This window comes from uncultured Cloacibacillus sp. (genome assembly GCF_963926575.1).
Classification (GTDB): Bacteria; Synergistota; Synergistia; order Synergistales; family Synergistaceae; genus Caccocola; species Caccocola faecigallinarum.
The window spans coordinates 742,831-760,906 of record NZ_CAWUXW010000003.1 but is presented as its reverse complement, the minus strand read 5'-3'; the positions used below and the strand labels follow the sequence as shown (position 1 = coordinate 760,906).

Below are 18,076 nucleotides of genomic sequence, written 5' to 3'. Positions count from 1 at the left end.
AAAGACGCCGCCACATCAAAATCAACTGCCACAGCAGCGGCAGTCTTGGATAACTTACAGAAAGAACTTCACAGGCTCCATTTAGAAGTATTTTACACAAGCTGCAATTTTTTGCAAGACTTTGCTTTTTCGTTCGTCTCGCTTTTTTGTTTTCTCGCGGCTTTCATCCGCGTTCGTCGTAGAACGCGCCGCGGAGCTTCGCGCGGATTTTCTTGACGCGCGCGGCTACGGCCTGCTGCGTTACGCCTAATCCCTTCGCTATCTCCGCCTGCGTGAAGCCCTCGACCAGCGCCTGCGTTATGTCGAGCTCCTCGCGCGTGAGCAAACGCTCGAGCGTTTCGCGCAGCTCCGTCTCTTCGTAGCGCTCTTCGTCTCTGCCGAGCGTCGCTTCAAGTTCTTCAGTCATCGTCTCGCCTCCGTTCGTTATCGGCTTTCTCATTCTCGCCGCCGCGTCGCGCACGTAGCCCGGAAGGTTGGTTTTGAGATAGCGCTCGAGCCAGCGCCTGTCCGGGCACCTCGGTATCAGCACGAGCAGCGCGAGGCACCCCTCCTGCACCAAATCCTCAAATTCCGCGCCGCGCCCCGCGTAACGCCAAGCGACCGAACGCACGAGCGGCGCGTATGCTTCAAGCTCCGCCTCCACGCCGCACACTTCACAGCACACGCCAACGGAGCAGAGCGCGCTCCGCGGATTTTCCGTAAAGGACATGACAGTCCCCTCCTTTGGATGAAATTGCCTCCAATGGTGGGGAAACGGCGGCGGTTTTACAAAAACGAAAAATTGCGGAGGCGCGGAGAGCGCGGAGGCGGCAAACGTCAACGGTGTCGGAGCAGCATTACTTACTTAAACTATACGTGGAACAGCCCTCCCGTCGCCCCGCGCTTGACGCGGGGCCCAGCGTCGTTAGATTCCCATACCTAACGGAATTTAACGACACTAGATTCCGCGTCCATCGGCCAAACGCTGCCGATACTAGGAACGGCCTAAAGAAATTTTTAATGTCCGCTGCGCGGACAGGCCGTTCCGTCGGAGCGCGGAATGACGATTAACGGGCGCTTTCCGGATATATAGGCTCTTTTTTTGAATGCGGTCTCTAGCGTTTGGGATGGGGGCCACTGACAGAAGCATTCAGGGGCGACATAGTGGGGAGCATACCGGCAGAAGTTTTACAAATCTGTGCGGTTGGGCTGTGGGGGTGAATGTCCGATAGATAGCGCGAGGCGGGAAAGATGGTATAATACGAAATAGGAAGAGAGAGGCCCGCGGAAAGGGAAAGCGGGAAAACTCCTCTCCGGCCTGCCTAAGCTGAGCGTGGGACCTCAGCCTAGACATTTAAGGCCAAGTTACATGTTGGCATAGCGGAGTAATTCCGCAATAGCTGCTACGAGCGCAGCACACGCTGTAAGCAGCTTGACGATGAGGGTCGCCCATTCGTAGAATGAGCGGCCTTTTTCGTTTTTTGCCATCCGTTCATTCCCCCCTTCCTAGCCGGGGGAAATCCCTTGCTCGGCAGTGCCCGGCTACACTGCCCGGGCCCCTTCCGTGGATTATTATACAACAGAGCGGCAACATGATTCTATTTTGTTATCCGGCCTTGCACGCCGAAGTATCTTCCGTCGCATCTCGGTATCGGCACGAGCGGCGTGCATCAGGTCTTTGTCCCCCGCCGCGCGTTCACAAAATCTCCATAAATCGTTCATAAAATCGTCATAGCGGATTGTTATCATAAACTCGTCAAAGAGAGCCGGACACGAACCGGAGATAACATAGAGGAGGAACGACGCAATGAAATTAAAGGTTATAGGAGCTTTCGTAATGGTGCTGGGAATTGCCGGGGCGGCCGCGGCTTATCAGCCGCAGGGAGGCCCCGCGCCGCGCGGAGACTTCCGCCGCGGGCCGGAGCTGAGCCGGGAGGACCGCGCGCACTTCGAGGCGATGCGCAAGGTCCGCGCCGAGCTGCGCGACGAGCTCCGGAAGGAGAAGCCGGATAAGCAGCGCGCGCGCACGCTCTTCGCGAAAGAGCTCGACCTTCGTCAGGAGTTCCGCGAGAAGGGCTTCCGCAACTGCATCGAGAATCACGACCACAGCAAGGGGCGCTGCGGATGGATCGCACGCCACGACAGGCGCATGGGCTACGGCAACGGCGCGTGGGTGAAGTTCATCGACGAGCTGAGCAAGGATAAGCCGAACAAGGTGCGCGCGTGGGAATATTTCAGCCAGGCCGAGAAGATTAACCGCGAGCTCGCGATGGAACGCTTCGACGCGATGCTCGACGATCCCGACGGATGGCGCGGCTGGTACTGCGGCCCGCGCGACGGGCGCTCCGGCCCCCGCGACGGATGGCACGGCCCGAGAGACGGCTGGCGCGAAGGGCCGAGGGACGGACGCTGGGCTCCGCGTCACCACTGGGGCGGCGGACACTTCCGTCACGGCTGCGGCCCGGACGGATGGCACGGCGGCCCGCGTCACTGGGACGGACCTGCCTACTAGGCGGCGCGGAAATATCTGACCCCGCCGCCGGAGCGAATCTCCGGCGCGCGGCGCAAACAGACGGGAAAAGTTTGGGCGGATGCTGAAATCCGCTCAAACTTGTAAGTAGAAGCGGACGAAAAGGGAATATAATGGGGGCGAAGAACTTTGACGAGAGACGGTGAGGACATGAGGATACTTATCGTAGAGGACGAGCGCGCGATAGCCGAGGTCGAGAAGGCTTATATAGAGCGCGACGGGTATTCCGCGGAGATTGCTGCGGACGGCCTCGAAGGGATAGGGAAGTTCAGAGAGAAGCAGTTCGACCTCGTCATTCTCGACCTGATGCTCCCCGGCATGTCGGGAATAGACGTCTGCCGCGAGATACGGCGGAGCTCGAGCGCCCCGATAATCATGGTTACGGCGAAGAGCGGCGAGGACGACATCGTCGCGGGGCTCGACGCCGGGGCCGACGACTATATAGTGAAGCCCTTTTCGCCGCGCATACTGATGGCGCGCATCAGGGCGAACCTGCGCAAGAGCGGCACAGCGGAGGATTCCGCGTCGGAGCTCATCCGCGTCGGGGACGCGCTCGTGATTGACCCGCAGAACCTGACGGTGAAGAAGAACGGCGAAGAGGTTTCGCTGACGCGCAACGAATTTATGATTTTGTCAAAGATGGCGGCCCGCCCGGACAAGACGTGGAGCCGCGACGACCTTATCACCTACGCGCTCGGTTACGAATACGACGGCTTCGAGCGCTCGATAGACAGCTATATCAAGAATATACGGAAAAAGCTCTCGGACCCGGAGCACGAGAACGGCTTCATTCGCACCGTCCACGGCTTCGGCTATAAGATTTCGGAATAACGGACATGAAGCACTCGCTCCGTTCGCAGCTCATTTTTCAATATATGGTAATCGTCATCGTCTGTATGCTCGTCATACCGACGGCGATATCGGAGCTGCTCGAATGGCAGTTCAAGAATTTCCTCAACGACAGGCTTGACGAGTACGAGACGGAGTTCACGGACTATTTCGCCTCGCTCTACGAGGAGACGGGCACGTGGCGCGCGCGTGGGATATTCCCGCGCGGCTCCGACTTTATACGCTGGCCGATAGCTATGATTCAGATAAAGGACGCTGAGGGGAACCTCGTCCGCAGCTACAGCCGCTTTATGGTGAAGTCCGGCCCGATGCACGGACGCGGGCATCACCAGCGCGGCCCCGTCGTCCTTCCCGAGGGGCTTCAGGTCAGGAGCCGCGACATAATCGCGCGCGGCGAGCGCGTAGGGCAGGTGTTCTTCACCGTCCTGCCGTTCGACAAGAGCCCGGAGAGCAATTTCCTCAACAACTTCAATAAGATTATGTACTATGCGGTCGCGGTCATGCTTATAATAGCCGCGATGATAGCCATATTCATGGCCTACAGGATCAGCACTCCGGTGCTCAACGCGGCGCGGCGCGCGCAGCAGATAAGCATGGGCAAGTACACGGTCGAGGGGCAGAACGCCTCCGACATAACAGAGCTTCAGACGCTTATCGAGAGCGTAGACCGCCTCGGCCGCGGGCTCGAGGAGCAGGAGGAGCTGCGCAAGCGCCTCATGAGCGACATAGCGCACGAGCTGCGCAACCCTGTCGCCGTCATAAAGTCGCACCTCGAGGCAATAGAGGACGGCGTGTGGGAGCCGACGCCGGAACGGATACGGCTCACGGTCAGCGAGGTGGACCGGCTGTCGCAGCTTATACGCGAGGTGGAGAAGCTCACCTCGATAGAGGGCGCGGCGCACTCGCTCTCCGTCGAAGAGACGGACGCGTCGTCTGTCGTGGAGAAGGCCTCGCTCGTATTCGACCCGCTCTATAAAAACAAGGGCGTCGAGCTGAAACGCGATATAGAGCCGGGCGTCATGATGCAGCTCGACGGCGCGAAAATGCGTCAGGTGGTCGAGAACCTTCTGTCGAACGCGCTGCGCTACACCGACGCGGGCGGCTCCGTCACCGTCGCTCTGACCGGCGGCGAAAAGGAGATGACCGTCAGCGTCGCGGACACCGGCATAGGAATAGCGGCGAAGGACCTTCCGTACATCTTCGAGCGCTTCTACCGCACGGACGTATCCCGTGCGCGCACGAGCGGCGGGATAGGCATCGGCCTCGCGATAGTCAAGGCGATAGTCGAAGCGCACGGCGGCACGATAGAGGTCGAAAGCGAGCCCGGAAAGGGCACGCGCTTCACAGTGAAGATACCCAAGAGAAATTATCTGTAAAAGGAGTGGTGCAGTCCGATGAAACTTAAAACAGCGCTTTTCGCGGCGGCTCTGACGCTGTTCTGCGCGGGAGCCTCGTCCGCCGGGACGCTAACGCTGGACGACTGCCTCGCGACGGCGATGAAGAACAACCCCGACATCACGGCGGCGCGCGAGTCCCTCAACGCGGAGCGTACGACGATAAACCAGGCCGCGGCGCCCGGACGCCCGCAGCTTTCTGCGAACAGCTCGTACAGGCGCAGCGGCACGGGCGACGACCATGAGGGCAGCTACAGCACCGGCGTTTCCGTGAATCAGTCCATCAGCGACTGGGGGCGGCGCGAGACGAGGATAAAGCGCGCGCGCCTTTCCACCGAGGCCGCGGAGGCGGACTATGAAGAGACCGTCGACCTCGTCGTGCAGCGGGTCTACAACGCCTATTACGCGCTCAACCGCGCCGTGCGTGACGTGGATATAGCGCAGACGAGGTACGACAACTACGAAAAGCGCCTAGACTGGGCGCGCTCCTACTACGAAGTGGGGACGAAGGCTAAAATCGAGGTCACAAAGGCCGAATCGGACCTCGCATCGTCGAAGCTGACGCTCGTCCGCGCGCAGAGCAACGAGGAGCTGCGCCGCGCCGAGCTCGCAAACGCCATGGGCGTGCCGCTGATGGAAATAAGCGGCGTCGAGGATATGCTCGGCTACGAGGATTGGAGCATAAGCCTGGACGACGCGGTCGCGGGCGCGATGAAGGACCGCCCGGAGCTTGTGGCCAGAAGGCTCCGCGTCGAGTCCGCGGCGGAAAACGTAACTCTCCAGATGAAGGGATTGTCTCCGTCGCTCTCCGCGTCCGCCGGCTACAGCTTCGGAAATCATTCCTATTTCGACCACGACCAGTGGAACGCCGGGCTGACGCTCTCCGTGCCGCTTACCGACGGCGGCCTGACGAAGAGCATGGTCGAGCAGGCGCGCGCGCAGCTGCGGCAGGCCGAGGCGGAGCTCGTAGGCCTCGAGAACTCCGTGACGCTCGAGGTGCGCACGGCGTGGGAGGACCTGCGCCAGGCGAAGGAATCGCTGACCTCGTCGCAGGAGGCGGAGCGCGCCGCGAAGGCGACGCTCGACCTCGCGCTCGGACGCTACAAGGCCGGCGTGGGCGACAACCTTGAAATATCGGACGCCGTGGACGGCTACGCCGTAGCCTCGGCGAACACCGTGCTCGCGCTCTACGACTGCAAGAACGCGCGGATAAACCTTGAAAAAGCAATGGGAGGACTGAGCTATGGCGAACAGACTGCCGACTAAAAGCAAAAAATTCAGATTCGCGGCGGCGCTGCTGATAATCGCTGCGGCGGCGGGCGGCGGCGGATGGTGGTGGCTCAATCGAGCCCCTTCGATACAATATAAGTCAGTGCCGGTGGTGCGCACTACGCTCCAGTCGACCATACAGGCGACAGGCACGCTGAACCCGGTCGAGACGGTCGACGTAGGTACGCAGATATCCGGCACGATAGAGGCGCTTTACTTCGACTACAACAGCGAGGTCAAGGCCGGGCAGCTGATAGCGCTCATGGACTCCGCGACGCAGGAGGCCGACGTGGCGCAGGGCGAAGCGTCGCTCGCGTCTGCTAAGGCCGAGGTGCTCAACGCACAGGCGGCTCTGACCGTTGCGGAGAAGAACCTGCGCCGCACGCGCGAGCTTGCGGAGCGCGACCTCGTCGCTAAGGCCGACGTCGACGCCGACACGAGCACGTGGCTGCAGGCGAAGGCGAACCTCGCCTCGGCCGAGGCGCGCGTCAAACAGCAGAGCGCCTCGCTCGAAAGGTCGAAAATCAACCTCGGATATACGAAAATATACTCTCCGGTGGACGGCGTAATAGTCGCCAAGAACGTCGAAGAGGGACAGACCGTCGCCGCAAGCTACCAGACGCCGAGTATCGCGGAGATAGCGCGCGACCTCACGCAGATGCAGGTCGAGGTCAACGTCGACGAGGCGGACATCGGCGGCGTCCACGAGGGGCAGCCGGCGGAGTTCACGGTGGACACCTTCCCGCGCGACTCCTTCACTGGCAGCGTCTCGCAGGTGCGCCTCTCCCCGACGACGGAGAACAACATCGTCACCTACACCGTCATCGTCAAGGTCGACAACCCCGACGGCAAGCTGCTTCCGGGCATGACCGCGAACGTCTCTCTGATACTCGACAAGCGCGACGACATCCTCGTCGTGCCGAACAGCGCCTTCCGCTTCAAGCCCGTGACGGGGCAGAGCGTCGAGGTCGGCCCGCCCGGCCCGGGACGCAAGAGCAACATAGCGGCGGTTACGGCCCCCGCGGTCTACCTGCTCGGCGATAAGGACAAGCCGGTCAAGGCCGAGGTCGAGCGCGGAATCACCGACGGGCAGAACACCGAGGTCGTCTCCGGCCTCGAGGAAGGACAGCGCGTAATAACGGGCGTCATCCTGCCGAGAGAGGACGATTAAGATATGGCTCTCGTCGAGCTGAGAGATATACGCAAGAGCTTCAACCTCGGCGGCGAGCCCGTAGAGATACTCCACGGCGTCAACCTCAAGGTCGATAAGGGCGAGTTCGTCGCGATGATGGGCCCCTCCGGCTCCGGCAAATCGACGACGATGAACATTCTCGGCTGTCTCGACAGGCCCACGTCGGGCGAATACCTGCTCGACGGCGTGAACGTCGAGGATATGGGCTCCGACGAGCTCGCGCACATCAGGAACAGCATGATCGGCTTCGTCTTCCAGGGCTTCAACCTGCTTTCGAAGACCTCGGCGCTAGAGAACGTCGAGCTCCCGCTGCTCTATGCGGGCGTGCCGCGCGCGCAGCGCCACGAGAAGGCGAAGGCTGCGCTGATAGAGATGGGGCTTTCTGAAAGGCTCTATCACGAGCCGTCGCAGCTCTCCGGCGGACAGCAGCAGCGCGTCGCGATAGCGCGCGGCATTGTGAACCGCGCGCCGATACTGATGGCAGACGAGCCGACGGGAAACCTCGACTCCAAGACGAGCGACGAAATAATGGCGCTCTTCACTCGCCTCAACGACGAGGGCATGACGATAATCCTCGTCACGCACGAGTACGACGTCGCGCTCTACGCGAAACGCATCCTCCATTTTAAGGACGGAGTGATAATGAAGGACGAAATCAACGAAAGGAGGACGCCGGTATGATAGCCCTGCCCGAAGTATTCACCGCATCTGTAACGGCGCTGCGCAGAAACAAGACGCGCTCGATGCTCACGGCGCTCGGCATCATCATAGGCGTCGCCGCCGTCATAGCGGCCTTCGCCGTCGGAGCCGGCGCGAACAAGAGCATCGACGAGCAGATCTCCTCCTTCGGAAGCAACTTCATAATGGTCTTCCCGGACCGCTCCTCGCGCTCGACGATGGGCAGCAGGTCTTACCTCACGGACGAAGACGCGGAAGCGATAGCGCGCGAGGTCTCCGGCATAGACGCCGTCGCGCCGATGATAAACCTCAGCGCCACGGTGGTCTACGAAAACACCAACTGGGACACCAGCGTCGTCGGCAGCACCGCGGATTACTCCTACGTGCAGGACTGGAGCATAGCCTACGGGCGCGACGTAAACCAGAGCGACGTCCGCCAGGGCGCGAAGGTCATAGTGATAGGCAGCACGGTCGAGGAAAAGCTATTCCCCGACACAAGCGCGCTGGGTAAATCCATCCGCGTCAATAAAATACCGTTCACGGTCATAGGCGTCTTCGAGGCGAAGGGGCTTTCCGCGATGGGCAGCGACCAGGACGACTTCATGCTCGTGCCGATAACGGCGGCGCAGCGCCGCCTCGTCCGCTGGCGCGAGGCAGGGCGCATCGGCAACATCTACATCAAAGGCGTTTCGATGACAGCGCTGAACTACATCCAGAACGAAACCGAGGCGCTTCTGCGCGAACGCCACAGGATAATGCCCGGCGAGCCCGACGACTTCGCGGTGCGCAACGTCTCGCAGATGCTCGAGGCGCGCCGCAAGACGACGACGATAATGTCGATGCTGCTCGGCTCGATAGCCTTCATATCGCTCGTCGTCGGAGGCATAGGCATCATGAACATCATGCTCGTCTCCGTAACGGAGCGCACGCGCGAGATAGGCATAAGGATGGCCGTCGGCGCGACGGAGCGCGACATACGCATGCAGTTCCTGATAGAGGCGGTCGTCCTCTCGATGGTTGGCGGGACGCTCGGAATCATAGTCGGCGTCGTCGCGGGCTACGCGCTCTCGACGTTCACCGCCGCGCCGCCGGTATTCACGCTCGTCTCGATAATGCTCGCTTTCGTCTTCTCCGCGATGGTCGGCGTCGGCTTCGGCTACTACCCGGCCTACAAGGCCTCGCTGCTGAACCCGATAGACGCTCTCAAATACGAATAAAGGACGAAAAAAAAGAGGGGCTGTGTCAGCCCCTCTTTTCCATATGCTCGAGCTCCAGCGTCTTTGTGACTGTGTCGCAGACGCAGGACGGGCCGTAGTACTGAATGGCCCCCGGGAAGGTGTAGCAGGTCTCGACGGCCCAGCGTTCGCGCCGCTCCGCAAAATAACGGAAGGGCGCGCCGTTCAGGTCGACGAGCATTTTTTTGATGACCGGCTTCAGGCGCCCGCTCCTGCGTTCGAGGTTCATCATGCCGGTCAGCGGTATGCCGCCCGCGTGCCACTCGGCCGCGGGGCGCGCGAGGTTGGAGATTGTCGAAAGATAGCCCGTGTAGCCGTAGCTTATGAGCATGAAAGCGTTGTAGCCGAGCGAGTAGCAGTAGTCGGCGTCGAAGTTCGACGGGAAGGCGCATCGCCCCTCGTAGCCGAAGAAGTGGCTTATCGGGTTGAACTTGCCGTGATAGACCTCGTCGTGCTTCAGCTCCGCGAGCCGCTTGCGCACGAGCTCGATCAGAAGCTTTTCCGTCTCTATCTTCGAGAGCTGGACGTTGCCGTGCTGGTCGCGGTCCATCAGAAGCTGGTTCTGTATGTTCGAGGGCAGAAGCGTGAATACTTTATACGAGGCCGGCGAAAGCAGCGTCTCGAGGTAGGCGTACTTCTTCCACCCCGCGCGCGCGGCGAGCTCGTCGGACTTGGTCGCTAGCACGTCGTTGAGCTCGGCGATGAGATCTTTGAGCTCCGGCACGAACTCAATCAGGCTTTCGGGAATTATGACGACGCCGAAATTGTCGCCGCGCTCCGCGCGCGCGCAGACGGAGCGCACAATCTGCTCCGTAATCTCGGTGAAGCTAGTCTTCTTCGCCTCGACCTCCTCGCTGATGATGCAGACGTTCGGCTGCGTGCGCAGCGCGCACTCGAGCGCGACGTGCGAGGCGGAGCGCCCCATGACCTTGACGAAATGCCAGTACTTGCGCGCGGAGCAGGCGTCGCGCTCTATGTTGCCGATGAGGTCGGCGTATGTCTTCGTCGCCGTATCGAAGCCGAAGGATATCTCCACGCTGTCGTTCTTCAGGTCGCCGTCTATCGTCTTCGGGCAGCCGATGACCTGCACGCCGGTCTTCTCTCGCACGAAATACTCCGCGAGCATCGCTGCGTTCGTGTTCGAGTCGTCGCCGCCGATTATCACAATCGCGGATATCCCGCGCTTCGCGCAGACCTCCGCGGCGATTTTGAACTGCTCCTCCGTTTCAAGCTTCGTCCTTCCGGAGCCGATGATGTCGAAGCCGCCGGTGTTCCTGTAGCGGTCTATCATCTCGTCGGTGAATTCGACGCAGTCGTCCTCTATCAGCCCGGAAGGCCCGTTCTTGAAGCCGAAGAGCTTGTTCGACGGGTCGGCCTCCTTGAGCGCGTCGTAGAGTCCCGTAATGACGTTGTGGCCGCCCGGGGCCTGTCCGCCGGAAAGTATGACGCCGGCGTTGATTTTCCTCTTCGGCGCGCAGTTCTCGCCCTTCTGGAAATAGACGCGGTTCATCCCGAAGGTGTTGGGGAAGATGTTCTTTATAGCCTCGCAGTCCGCGGGCGGGACGCACGGCTCGCCCTCCGCGGCGAGGATGCCGCACATGCCGTGCGTATAAATCTCCGGCAGTTTCGGCTTATACTCGTATCGTGCCGTCTGAAGCGGCGAAAGAATGGATTCCATATATCTCTGCTCCTTGCGCGGCCTCTCCGGCGCCTCCGCACGGCGGCGCATACGCTGCGCTGCGGCGGTGCGCGGGAGCTGCCCCGGAAAATTTGTCGGACCTTACGTCCATGAGCGATTCGCATGAACGCGGCGGCGAAGCCGCCCAAGCCATAATTTTACCACTAAATTCATAATTTTCCCGAAATTTTAAGATACTGTAATATTTTGCGCCGCAGGCCGCCCATCTCCACAAAGACGACACATTCATCTGTTATAATACCTTTGGTAATGCGTTAAAAATACAGATTGACAGCGAGGTCGTTCTTTGTTTGAGATTTTTCGTGAAATGAACTGGATACTGCTCGGCTCGCTCATCGTCGTGAGCGCGCTCGTCTCGTGGGCCGGAGACGTCATCGGGATGCGCCTCGGCAAAAAGCGCATCACGTTCCTGAACCTGCGCCCGAAATACACGTCGAGGATAATCTCCGTAGTCACGGGCGTCGGCATAGCGGTCGCCACGCTGCTGATACTCAGTGTAGCGTCCGAACAGGTGCGGACGGCTCTGTTCAGCATGCAGTTCGTCCAGCGCCAGCTCACCGACCTGACGGTCGAGCTCCAGAAGAACCGCGACACGATGGGGCAGATGGAGATAGACCTCTTTGAAAGCCGCGGAGACCTTGCGGAAAAGCAGGAGGAGCTGACGCGTATCGAGACGCAGCTAGCCGAGGGAGCGAAGAGCCTCGAGGACGCGCGCAGCCAGCTTGAAGAGATGAGTAAGACGCGCGCGAAGATGGAAAAGGAACAGGCGGCGCTCCAGAAGGAAAACGACCGCCTCATGAAAGAGAGCAAAGATCTCGCCGAGTCCGTCGCGAGCCTCAAAAAAGAATCCGACGACCTGAAGTCTGGAATGCAGCGGCTGCGCGAGGGGCGCATCGCGGCGCTCTCCGGCGAAGTGCTCTCGCAGGGAGTCCTCACGGGGCCGGAAATAGACCCCGCGCAGGTGGACCAGTACATATACAGGCTGCGCAGCGAGGCGCGCGCGCTGCTGGCGTACCGTTTCGGCAAGCGGCCGGAGGCCGTCAGCCTGCCTAACGTGACCGTCGAATCCCAGCGCTACGTCAAAGACCGCGTGACGCGCGAGCCCGGGCGATGGCTCCTGCGCCTCGTCGCCGAAGGCAACGCCGTCGAGGGCGAGGCCGTCGCCTCGAAGCTCGAATGCTATCCCTCCGGCCTCATATACAAAGAGAACGAAGTGCTCTATTCTCACACCTTCACGCCCGACACATCGCGTCAGGAAATAGAGGAAACCGTATTCCAGGCCCTTAAAACGCTCAACCAGAACGCCGTAGGCCACGGCATCCTTCGCGACCCCATCTCCGGCAACGTCGGCTCTATAGACACGGCGGAATTCCTCGACGCGCTTGACCACATAACGGAAGTGGAGAATAATATCAGCCTTGAAATCGTCGCCGCGAGGGACATCTACACCGAAGGCCCCCTGCGCGTAAAATTCATATTGAAATAACACAACGAAAGAAGCATAAACGATGTTGATACTGGCATGTCAGAAATGCGGCGAGCTACAGGTGCTCCCGGGATCGCCCGACGCGGACGGAAAAGCTCGCGCGATGTGGACGTGCGCGCGCTGCGGCGCGGGGCAGCTCATGGAGCTGAACGTAGCTAAAGACGCAAGGCGCGGCGACCTCCGCAAAATAGTCGGCGGCCTCGCGCTCGTCCCGACGAAGAGCAGAAGCTTATACGGCTTCATACGCGAAGGACTTCCTGATGAAATTAAATCCTGAATACTACTTCTACGACAGCAAGCTCGCGGTCAGCCCCGCGGAGCTTCAGGATCTTTACCGCTTCACGCGCTGGGGACGCAGCCGCTCGCTCGACCAGATAGCAAAAATGCTCGAAGGCACCAGCATGTGCTTCTCCATCCGTCACGAAGGAAAGCTCATAGCCTTCTGCCGGATACTCACGGACTTCGTCTTCCGCGCCTCGCTCTGGGACATCCTCGTACACCCCGACTACCAGGGCAAAGGCATAGGCTCGCAGCTCCTCACATACGCGCTCGGCCATCCGGCGATAAAGAACGTCCCCGTGATAGTCACATACACGAGCGAGCTGACGGAGTTCATGGGACGCCTCTCCTTCGAGCCCCGCGACGGCCTCCTGATACTCCAGCGCCGCCCCATGGAATACTCCTAAAAATAAAAATAGGAGATTTACAAAAAAATTATAAAAAGGGGCTTGCAATTTTCGGGGAAGCGTAATATACTACCTTTTGTCGCCGCCACGAGGCACGCAACAAGCTGAAACGGTTGAGCGATAAGAACCATGTCAATAGAATAGTGCATAAGGAAATAAAGAATTGCACGATGCAATTCCGCAATTCCAGCGAGCGAAGCATCAGGAATCAAACGGAGAGTTTGATCCTGGCTCAGGACGAACGCTGGCGGCGTGCCTAACACATGCAAGTCGAACGGGGTTATATAAGAAGCTTGCTTTGAGTATAACCAAGTGGCGGACGGGTGAGTAACGCGTGAGGACCTGTCTCCGGCAGGGGGACAACATTTGGAAACGGATGCTAATACCGCATAAGCCGAGAGGTGAAAGGAGCAATCCGGCAGGAGAGGGACTCGCGTTCTATCAGCTAGTAGGCGGGGTAAAGGCCCACCTAGGCGAAGACGGATAGCCGGACTGAGAGGTCGACCGGCCACACTGGAACTGAGACACGGTCCAGACTCCTACGGGAGGCAGCAGTGGGGAATATTGGGCAATGGGGGCAACCCTGACCCAGCGACGCCGCGTGGGTGAAGAAATCCCTCGGGATGTAAAGCCCTGTTGTGTGGGAAGAATAATGACGGTACCACACGAGGAAGCCCCGGCAAACTACGTGCCAGCAGCCGCGGTAATACGTAGGGGGCGAGCGTTGTTCGGAATTACTGGGCGTAAAGCGCACGCAGGCGGTTCGTTAAGTCTGCTGTCAAAGGCTGAGGCTCAACCTCAGTTCTACAACAGATACTGGCGGACTAGAGTATGTGAGAGGGAAGTGGAATTCCCGGTGTAGCGGTGAAATGCGTAGATATCGGGAGGAACACCAGTGGCGAAGGCGGCTTCCTGGCACACTACTGACGCTCATGTGCGAAAGCCAGGGCAGCGAACGGGATTAGATACCCCGGTAGTCCTGGCCGTAAACGATGGATACTGGGTGTGGGGCAAGCAGTTGTTCCGTGCCGTAGTTAACGCGTTAAGTATCCCGCCTGGGGACTACGGTCGCAAGACTGAAACTCAAAGGAATTGACGGGGGCCCGCACAAGCGGTGGAGCACGTGGTTTAATTCGATGCAAACCGAAGAACCTTACCTGGGTTTGACATACACGTGGTATTGAAGTGAAAGCGGATAGACCCCAGCTTGCTGGGGAGCGTGAACAGGTGCTGCATGGCTGTCGTCAGCTCGTGTCGTGAGATGTTGGGTTAAGTCCCGCAACGAGCGCAACCCCTATTGCCAGTTGCTAACAGGTGGAGCTGAGCACTCTGGCGAGACTGCCGCCGACAAGGCGGAGGAAGGTGGGGATGACGTCAAGTCATCATGGCCTATATGCCCAGGGCGACACACGTGCTACAATGGCCGGCACAGAAGGCAGCTTACGCGCGAGCGTTGGCGAATCCTCCAAAGCCGGTCCCAGTTCGGATTGTAGTCTGCAACTCGACTACATGAAGCCGGAATCGCTAGTAATCGCAGATCAGCCAAGCTGCGGTGAATACGTTCCCGGGCCTTGTACACACCGCCCGTCACACCACCCGAGTTGGGGGCACCCAAAGCCGCAGGCTCAACCTGCAAAGGAGAGATGCGTCTAAGGTGCGCCGAGTAAGGGGGGTGAAGTCGTAACAAGGTAGCCGTACCGGAAGGTGCGGCTGGATCACCTCCTTTCTAAGGAGCGGCACAAGATGCCGTAAAAAATTTAGTTTCCTCGCATTTCCTTATGCACAACTATTGAGTGGGCCGATAGCTCAGTTGGTTAGAGCACACGGCTGATAACCGTGAGGTCGGAAGTTCGAATCTCCCTCGGCCCACCATTTTTTAATACTACTGGGGATGTAGCTCAGGGGGAGAGCGCCTGCTTTGCACGCAGGAAGTCGTCGGTTCGATTCCGATCATCTCCACCATTATGTTGCTTAAATATAATGAACGCACCATGACAAACTTCGGTATAGAGTAGGAAAAACCGCTCAAAAGTGAAAAACTGGAGTGGTAAGAAACTTTAGAAGAAGTCCATAAAGGATTTATGAGGTTAAGGTACACATAGCACGAGGGGAATGCCTTGGCGCTGAATGCCGAAGAAAGACGCAGCAAGCTGCGAAAAGCCGCGGCGAGGAGCAAGCATCCATTGACCCGCGGATCTCTGAATGGGGCAACCTTCATGGGGCAACCTGTGAGCCTTTTAAAAAGGCGGCAACCGGGAGAAGTGAAACATCTCAGTACCCCGAGGAAAAGAAATCGTAAGAGATACCCCAAGTAGTGGTGAGCGAAAGGGGAAAAGCCCAAACCTGAGCCGTGCCAAGCCCGCAAGCGTTGCGGCACAGGGGTTGTGGGAGCTTCCAGTAAGGGATGCGGCCCTTACACAGAGTTACAAAGTTTTTCATTAACCGAACAGAGTTGGAAAATCTGGCCGAAGAAAGTGAAAGCCTTGTAAGTGAAAATGAAAAACCTCTGGGAAGCCACCCAAGTAATGCGGAGCACGTGCAATTCCGTACGAATCCGGGCCGACCACGGTCCAAGGCTAAACACATTCAGCGACCGATAGAGAAACAGTACCGAGAGGGAAAGGTGAAAAGCACCCCTGGCGGGGAGTGAAATAGACCTGAAACCTCGTGCTAACAAGCAGATGGAGCTTCGTAAGGAGTGACATCGTGCCTCTTGGAAAATGAGCCGCCGAGTTATAGTGCGTGGCAAAGTTAAAAACTACAAGGTTTGAAGCTGCAGCGAAAGCGAGTCTGAACAGGGCGCAAGTCTCGTACTATAGACCCGAAGCCATACGATCTATCCATGTCCAGATTGAAGACCGGGTAACACCGGTTGGAGGATCGCACCACAGCCTGTTGAAAAAGGCCTGGATGAGGTGTGGATAGGAGTGAAAAGCTAATCGAGTATGGTGATAGCTGGTTCTCCCCGAAATGCATTGAGGTGCAGCCTCAATCTAAGAACGCAGGGGGTAAAGCACTGACTAGGTAAGGGGGCGGTCCCGCCTACCGAGCTTAATCAAACTAAGAATACCTGCGCATCATGATTGGGAGTGAGACTGCGAGTGCGAAGATCCGTAGTCGAAAGGGAAACAGCCCAGCCCGACAGCTAAGGTCCCAAAGCCCATGCTAAGTGTTACAAGGATGTGGGGATGCCCAGACAGCCAGGAGGTTGGCTCAGAAGCAGCCACCCTTGAAAGAGTGCGTAACAGCTCACTGGTCGAGCGTCCCTGCGCCAAAAATGTGGGGGGCTAAGCATGGCGCCGAAGCTTCGGATTCAACGGAGAATTTCGTTGACTGGTAGGGGAGCGTTCCATAAGGGACGAAGCGGACCTGTAAGGGTTCGTGGACATTATGGAAGTGAGAATGACGGCATGAGTAGCGCAAAGTGTGCGTAAAACACACTCACCGTAAACCCAAGGATTCCTGGGGAAGGTTCATCCGCCCAGGGTTAGGCGGGCCCTAAGGCGAGGCCGAAAGGCGTAGCCGATGGACAGCAGGTAGACAATCCTGCCCTTCGATAAATCGTTTGACAAATGTGGCGACGCAGAAAGCTATGCACGCCGGGTGATGGACGTCCCGGTACAAAGCCGTAGGGAGAAAGAAGAGGCAAATCCCTTCTTTCGGGTTCCTGAGAGCTGATGTGGAAGAATCTAATTCGAGAAGGTGCAAAAGCTCGGCTGCCGAGAAAAACCTCTATGGAGATTTATCGAACCCGTACTTCAAACCGACGCAGGTGGGTTGGCTTAGCAAGCTAAGGTGAACGGGATAACTATTGTTAAGGAACTCTGCAAGTTGACTCCGTAACTTCGGGAGAAGGAGTGGCTGGCGGCGTTAAGGATTTACTCTGTAAGCGCTGTCGGTTCGCAGAAACCAGGCTCAGGCGACTGTTTAACTAAAACACAGGACTCTGCTCAAGGCGCAAGCCGAAGTATAGGGTCTGACACCTGCCCGGTGCTGGAAGGTTAAAGGGAGAAGTTAGACTTCGGTCGAAGCTTTGAACTGAAGCCCCAGTAAACGGCGGCCGTAACTATAACGGTCCTAAGGTAGCGAAATTCCTTGTCGGGTAAGTTCCGACCTGCACGAAAGGTGTAACGATCTGAGCGCTGTCTCGACAGTAGACCCGGTGAAATTGTGGTACTGGTAAAGACGCCAGTTACCCGCAGTAGGACGGAAAGACCCCGTGGAGCTTTACTGTAACTTGATATTGGATTTCGGTAAGGTATGTATAGGATAGGTGGGAGACATTGAAATATGGTCGCCAGACTATATGGAGTCGCCCTTGGAATACCACCCTTACCTTGCTGGGATTCTAACCGCGAGCGTTGAAGCACGACGCGGGACATTGTCAGGCGGGCAGTTTGACTGGGGCGGTCGCCTCCCAAAGAGTAACGGAGGCGCGCGAAGGTCACCTCAGGGTGAATGGAAAACACCCAGAGAGCGTAAGGGTATAAGGTGGCTTAACTGTGAGACAGACATGTCGAGCAGAAACGAAAGTTGGTCCTAGTGATCCGGTGGTCCTGAGTGGAAAGGCCATCGCTCATCGGATAAAAGCTACCCCGGGGATAACAGGCTGATGCCGCCCGAGAGTTCCTATCGACGGCGGCGTTTGGCACCTCGATGTCGGCTCATCGCATCCTGGGGCTGAAGCAGGTCCCAAGGGTTGGTCTGTTCGCCCATTAAAGCGGTACGTGAGCTGGGTTCAGAACGTCGTGAGACAGTTCGGTCCCTATCCACTGTGGGCGCAAGGTATTTGAAAGGAACTGTCCCTAGTACGAGAGGACCGGGATGGACGAACCGCTAGTGAACCAGTTGTACTGCCAGGTGCACACGCTGGGTAGCCATGTTCGGATCGGATAACCGCTGAAGGCATCTAAGCGGGAAGCCGGCCTTGAGATGAGATACCTCATTACATAAGTAGATAAGGCGTCCGGCAGACGACCGGATAGATAGGTTGGGGGTGTAAGAGGGTAACGCCCTTTGAGCCGACCAATACTAATACGCCGAAGCCTTAACCTCATAAATCCTTTGCGGACATCTAAA

At 58.4% G+C, this 18,076-nt stretch carries 13 protein-coding genes, 2 tRNA genes and 2 rRNA genes; 14 read left to right on the top strand and 3 right to left on the bottom strand.

Annotation, left to right across the window (positions count from 1 at the left end; translation table 11 throughout):
• Nucleotides 1-163 precede the first annotated feature (163 nt).
• Nucleotides 164-709, bottom strand: a complete 546-nt coding sequence (locus tag ABGT66_RS08725; protein ID WP_346690184.1) for a sigma-70 family RNA polymerase sigma factor — start codon at nt 707-709, stop codon at nt 164-166.
• 635 nt (nt 710-1,344) lie between these two features.
• Nucleotides 1,345-1,467, bottom strand: a complete 123-nt coding sequence (locus ABGT66_RS08720) for a hypothetical protein (RefSeq protein WP_346690182.1) — start codon at nt 1,465-1,467, stop codon at nt 1,345-1,347.
• 319 nt (nt 1,468-1,786) lie between these two features.
• On the opposite strand from ABGT66_RS08720, the gene ABGT66_RS08715 reads away from it, so the two are divergent.
• The 7 genes from ABGT66_RS08715 to ABGT66_RS08685 all read left to right on the top strand — a co-directional run bounded on the left by ABGT66_RS08715 (nt 1,787) and on the right by ABGT66_RS08685 (nt 9,108).
• A complete protein-coding gene (locus ABGT66_RS08715) occupies nt 1,787-2,491 on the top strand; it encodes a hypothetical protein (protein ID WP_346690180.1) in 705 nt (234 codons plus the stop codon).
• 147 nt (nt 2,492-2,638) lie between these two features.
• Nucleotides 2,639-3,340: a response regulator transcription factor gene (locus ABGT66_RS08710; protein WP_294195364.1), complete on the top strand. Its 702-nt coding sequence runs from the start codon at nt 2,639-2,641 to the stop codon at nt 3,338-3,340.
• 5 nt (nt 3,341-3,345) lie between these two features.
• Nucleotides 3,346-4,734, top strand: coding sequence for a HAMP domain-containing sensor histidine kinase (locus ABGT66_RS08705; RefSeq protein WP_346690178.1), 1,389 nt, complete (start codon nt 3,346-3,348; stop codon nt 4,732-4,734).
• An 18-nt stretch (nt 4,735-4,752) separates the two neighbouring features.
• A complete protein-coding gene (locus tag ABGT66_RS08700) occupies nt 4,753-6,018 on the top strand; it encodes a TolC family protein (RefSeq protein WP_346690177.1) in 1,266 nt (421 codons plus the stop codon).
• Nucleotides 5,996-7,192 carry an efflux RND transporter periplasmic adaptor subunit gene (locus ABGT66_RS08695; RefSeq protein ID WP_346690176.1) on the top strand — a complete coding sequence of 399 codons (1,197 nt, stop codon included), beginning with the start codon at nt 5,996-5,998 and terminating at the stop codon, nt 7,190-7,192. Before ABGT66_RS08700 ends, ABGT66_RS08695 begins: the two co-directional genes overlap by 23 nt.
• Before the next feature lie 3 nt (nt 7,193-7,195).
• Complete coding sequence (locus ABGT66_RS08690) at nt 7,196-7,894, top strand: ABC transporter ATP-binding protein (protein WP_346690174.1); 699 nt, start codon at nt 7,196-7,198, stop codon at nt 7,892-7,894.
• Nucleotides 7,891-9,108, top strand: coding sequence for an ABC transporter permease (locus ABGT66_RS08685; protein WP_346690172.1), 1,218 nt, complete (start codon nt 7,891-7,893; stop codon nt 9,106-9,108). The genes ABGT66_RS08690 and ABGT66_RS08685 overlap by 4 nt, the downstream gene beginning before the upstream one ends.
• 25 nt (nt 9,109-9,133) lie before the next feature.
• On the opposite strand, the gene ABGT66_RS08680 is transcribed toward ABGT66_RS08685, so the two are convergent.
• Nucleotides 9,134-10,804 (bottom strand): diphosphate--fructose-6-phosphate 1-phosphotransferase, encoded by a 1,671-nt coding sequence (locus tag ABGT66_RS08680; protein WP_346690171.1) that lies wholly within the window; start codon nt 10,802-10,804, stop codon nt 9,134-9,136.
• A 328-nt stretch (nt 10,805-11,132) separates the two neighbouring features.
• On the opposite strand from ABGT66_RS08680, the gene ABGT66_RS08675 reads away from it, so the two are divergent.
• The 7 genes from ABGT66_RS08675 (at nt 11,133) to ABGT66_RS08645 (ending at nt 18,052) form a co-directional block, all read left to right on the top strand.
• A complete protein-coding gene (locus ABGT66_RS08675; protein ID WP_346690169.1) occupies nt 11,133-12,311 on the top strand; it encodes a DUF3084 domain-containing protein in 1,179 nt (392 codons plus the stop codon).
• Nucleotides 12,312-12,333: 22 nt separating this feature from the next.
• Entirely contained in the window at nt 12,334-12,588 is a 255-nt protein-coding gene (locus tag ABGT66_RS08670) for an alcohol dehydrogenase (RefSeq protein ID WP_346690167.1), read from the top strand.
• On the top strand, nt 12,572-12,997 hold the full coding sequence (locus tag ABGT66_RS08665) for a GNAT family N-acetyltransferase (protein WP_294195110.1): 426 nt from the start codon (nt 12,572-12,574) through the stop codon (nt 12,995-12,997). Before ABGT66_RS08670 ends, ABGT66_RS08665 begins: the two co-directional genes overlap by 17 nt.
• Nucleotides 12,998-13,206: 209 nt before the next feature.
• Nucleotides 13,207-14,723 (top strand): 16S ribosomal RNA (locus tag ABGT66_RS08660).
• 69 nt (nt 14,724-14,792) lie between these two features.
• Nucleotides 14,793-14,869: transfer RNA gene (locus tag ABGT66_RS08655), tRNA-Ile, on the top strand.
• 15 nt (nt 14,870-14,884) lie between these two features.
• Nucleotides 14,885-14,959, top strand: a tRNA-Ala gene (locus tag ABGT66_RS08650).
• A gap of 123 nt (nt 14,960-15,082) precedes the next feature.
• Nucleotides 15,083-18,052, top strand: a 23S ribosomal RNA gene (locus tag ABGT66_RS08645).
• Together the 16S and 23S rRNA genes with 2 tRNA genes alongside form the textbook arrangement of a ribosomal RNA operon.
• The last annotated feature ends 24 nt before the right edge of the window (nt 18,053-18,076 follow it).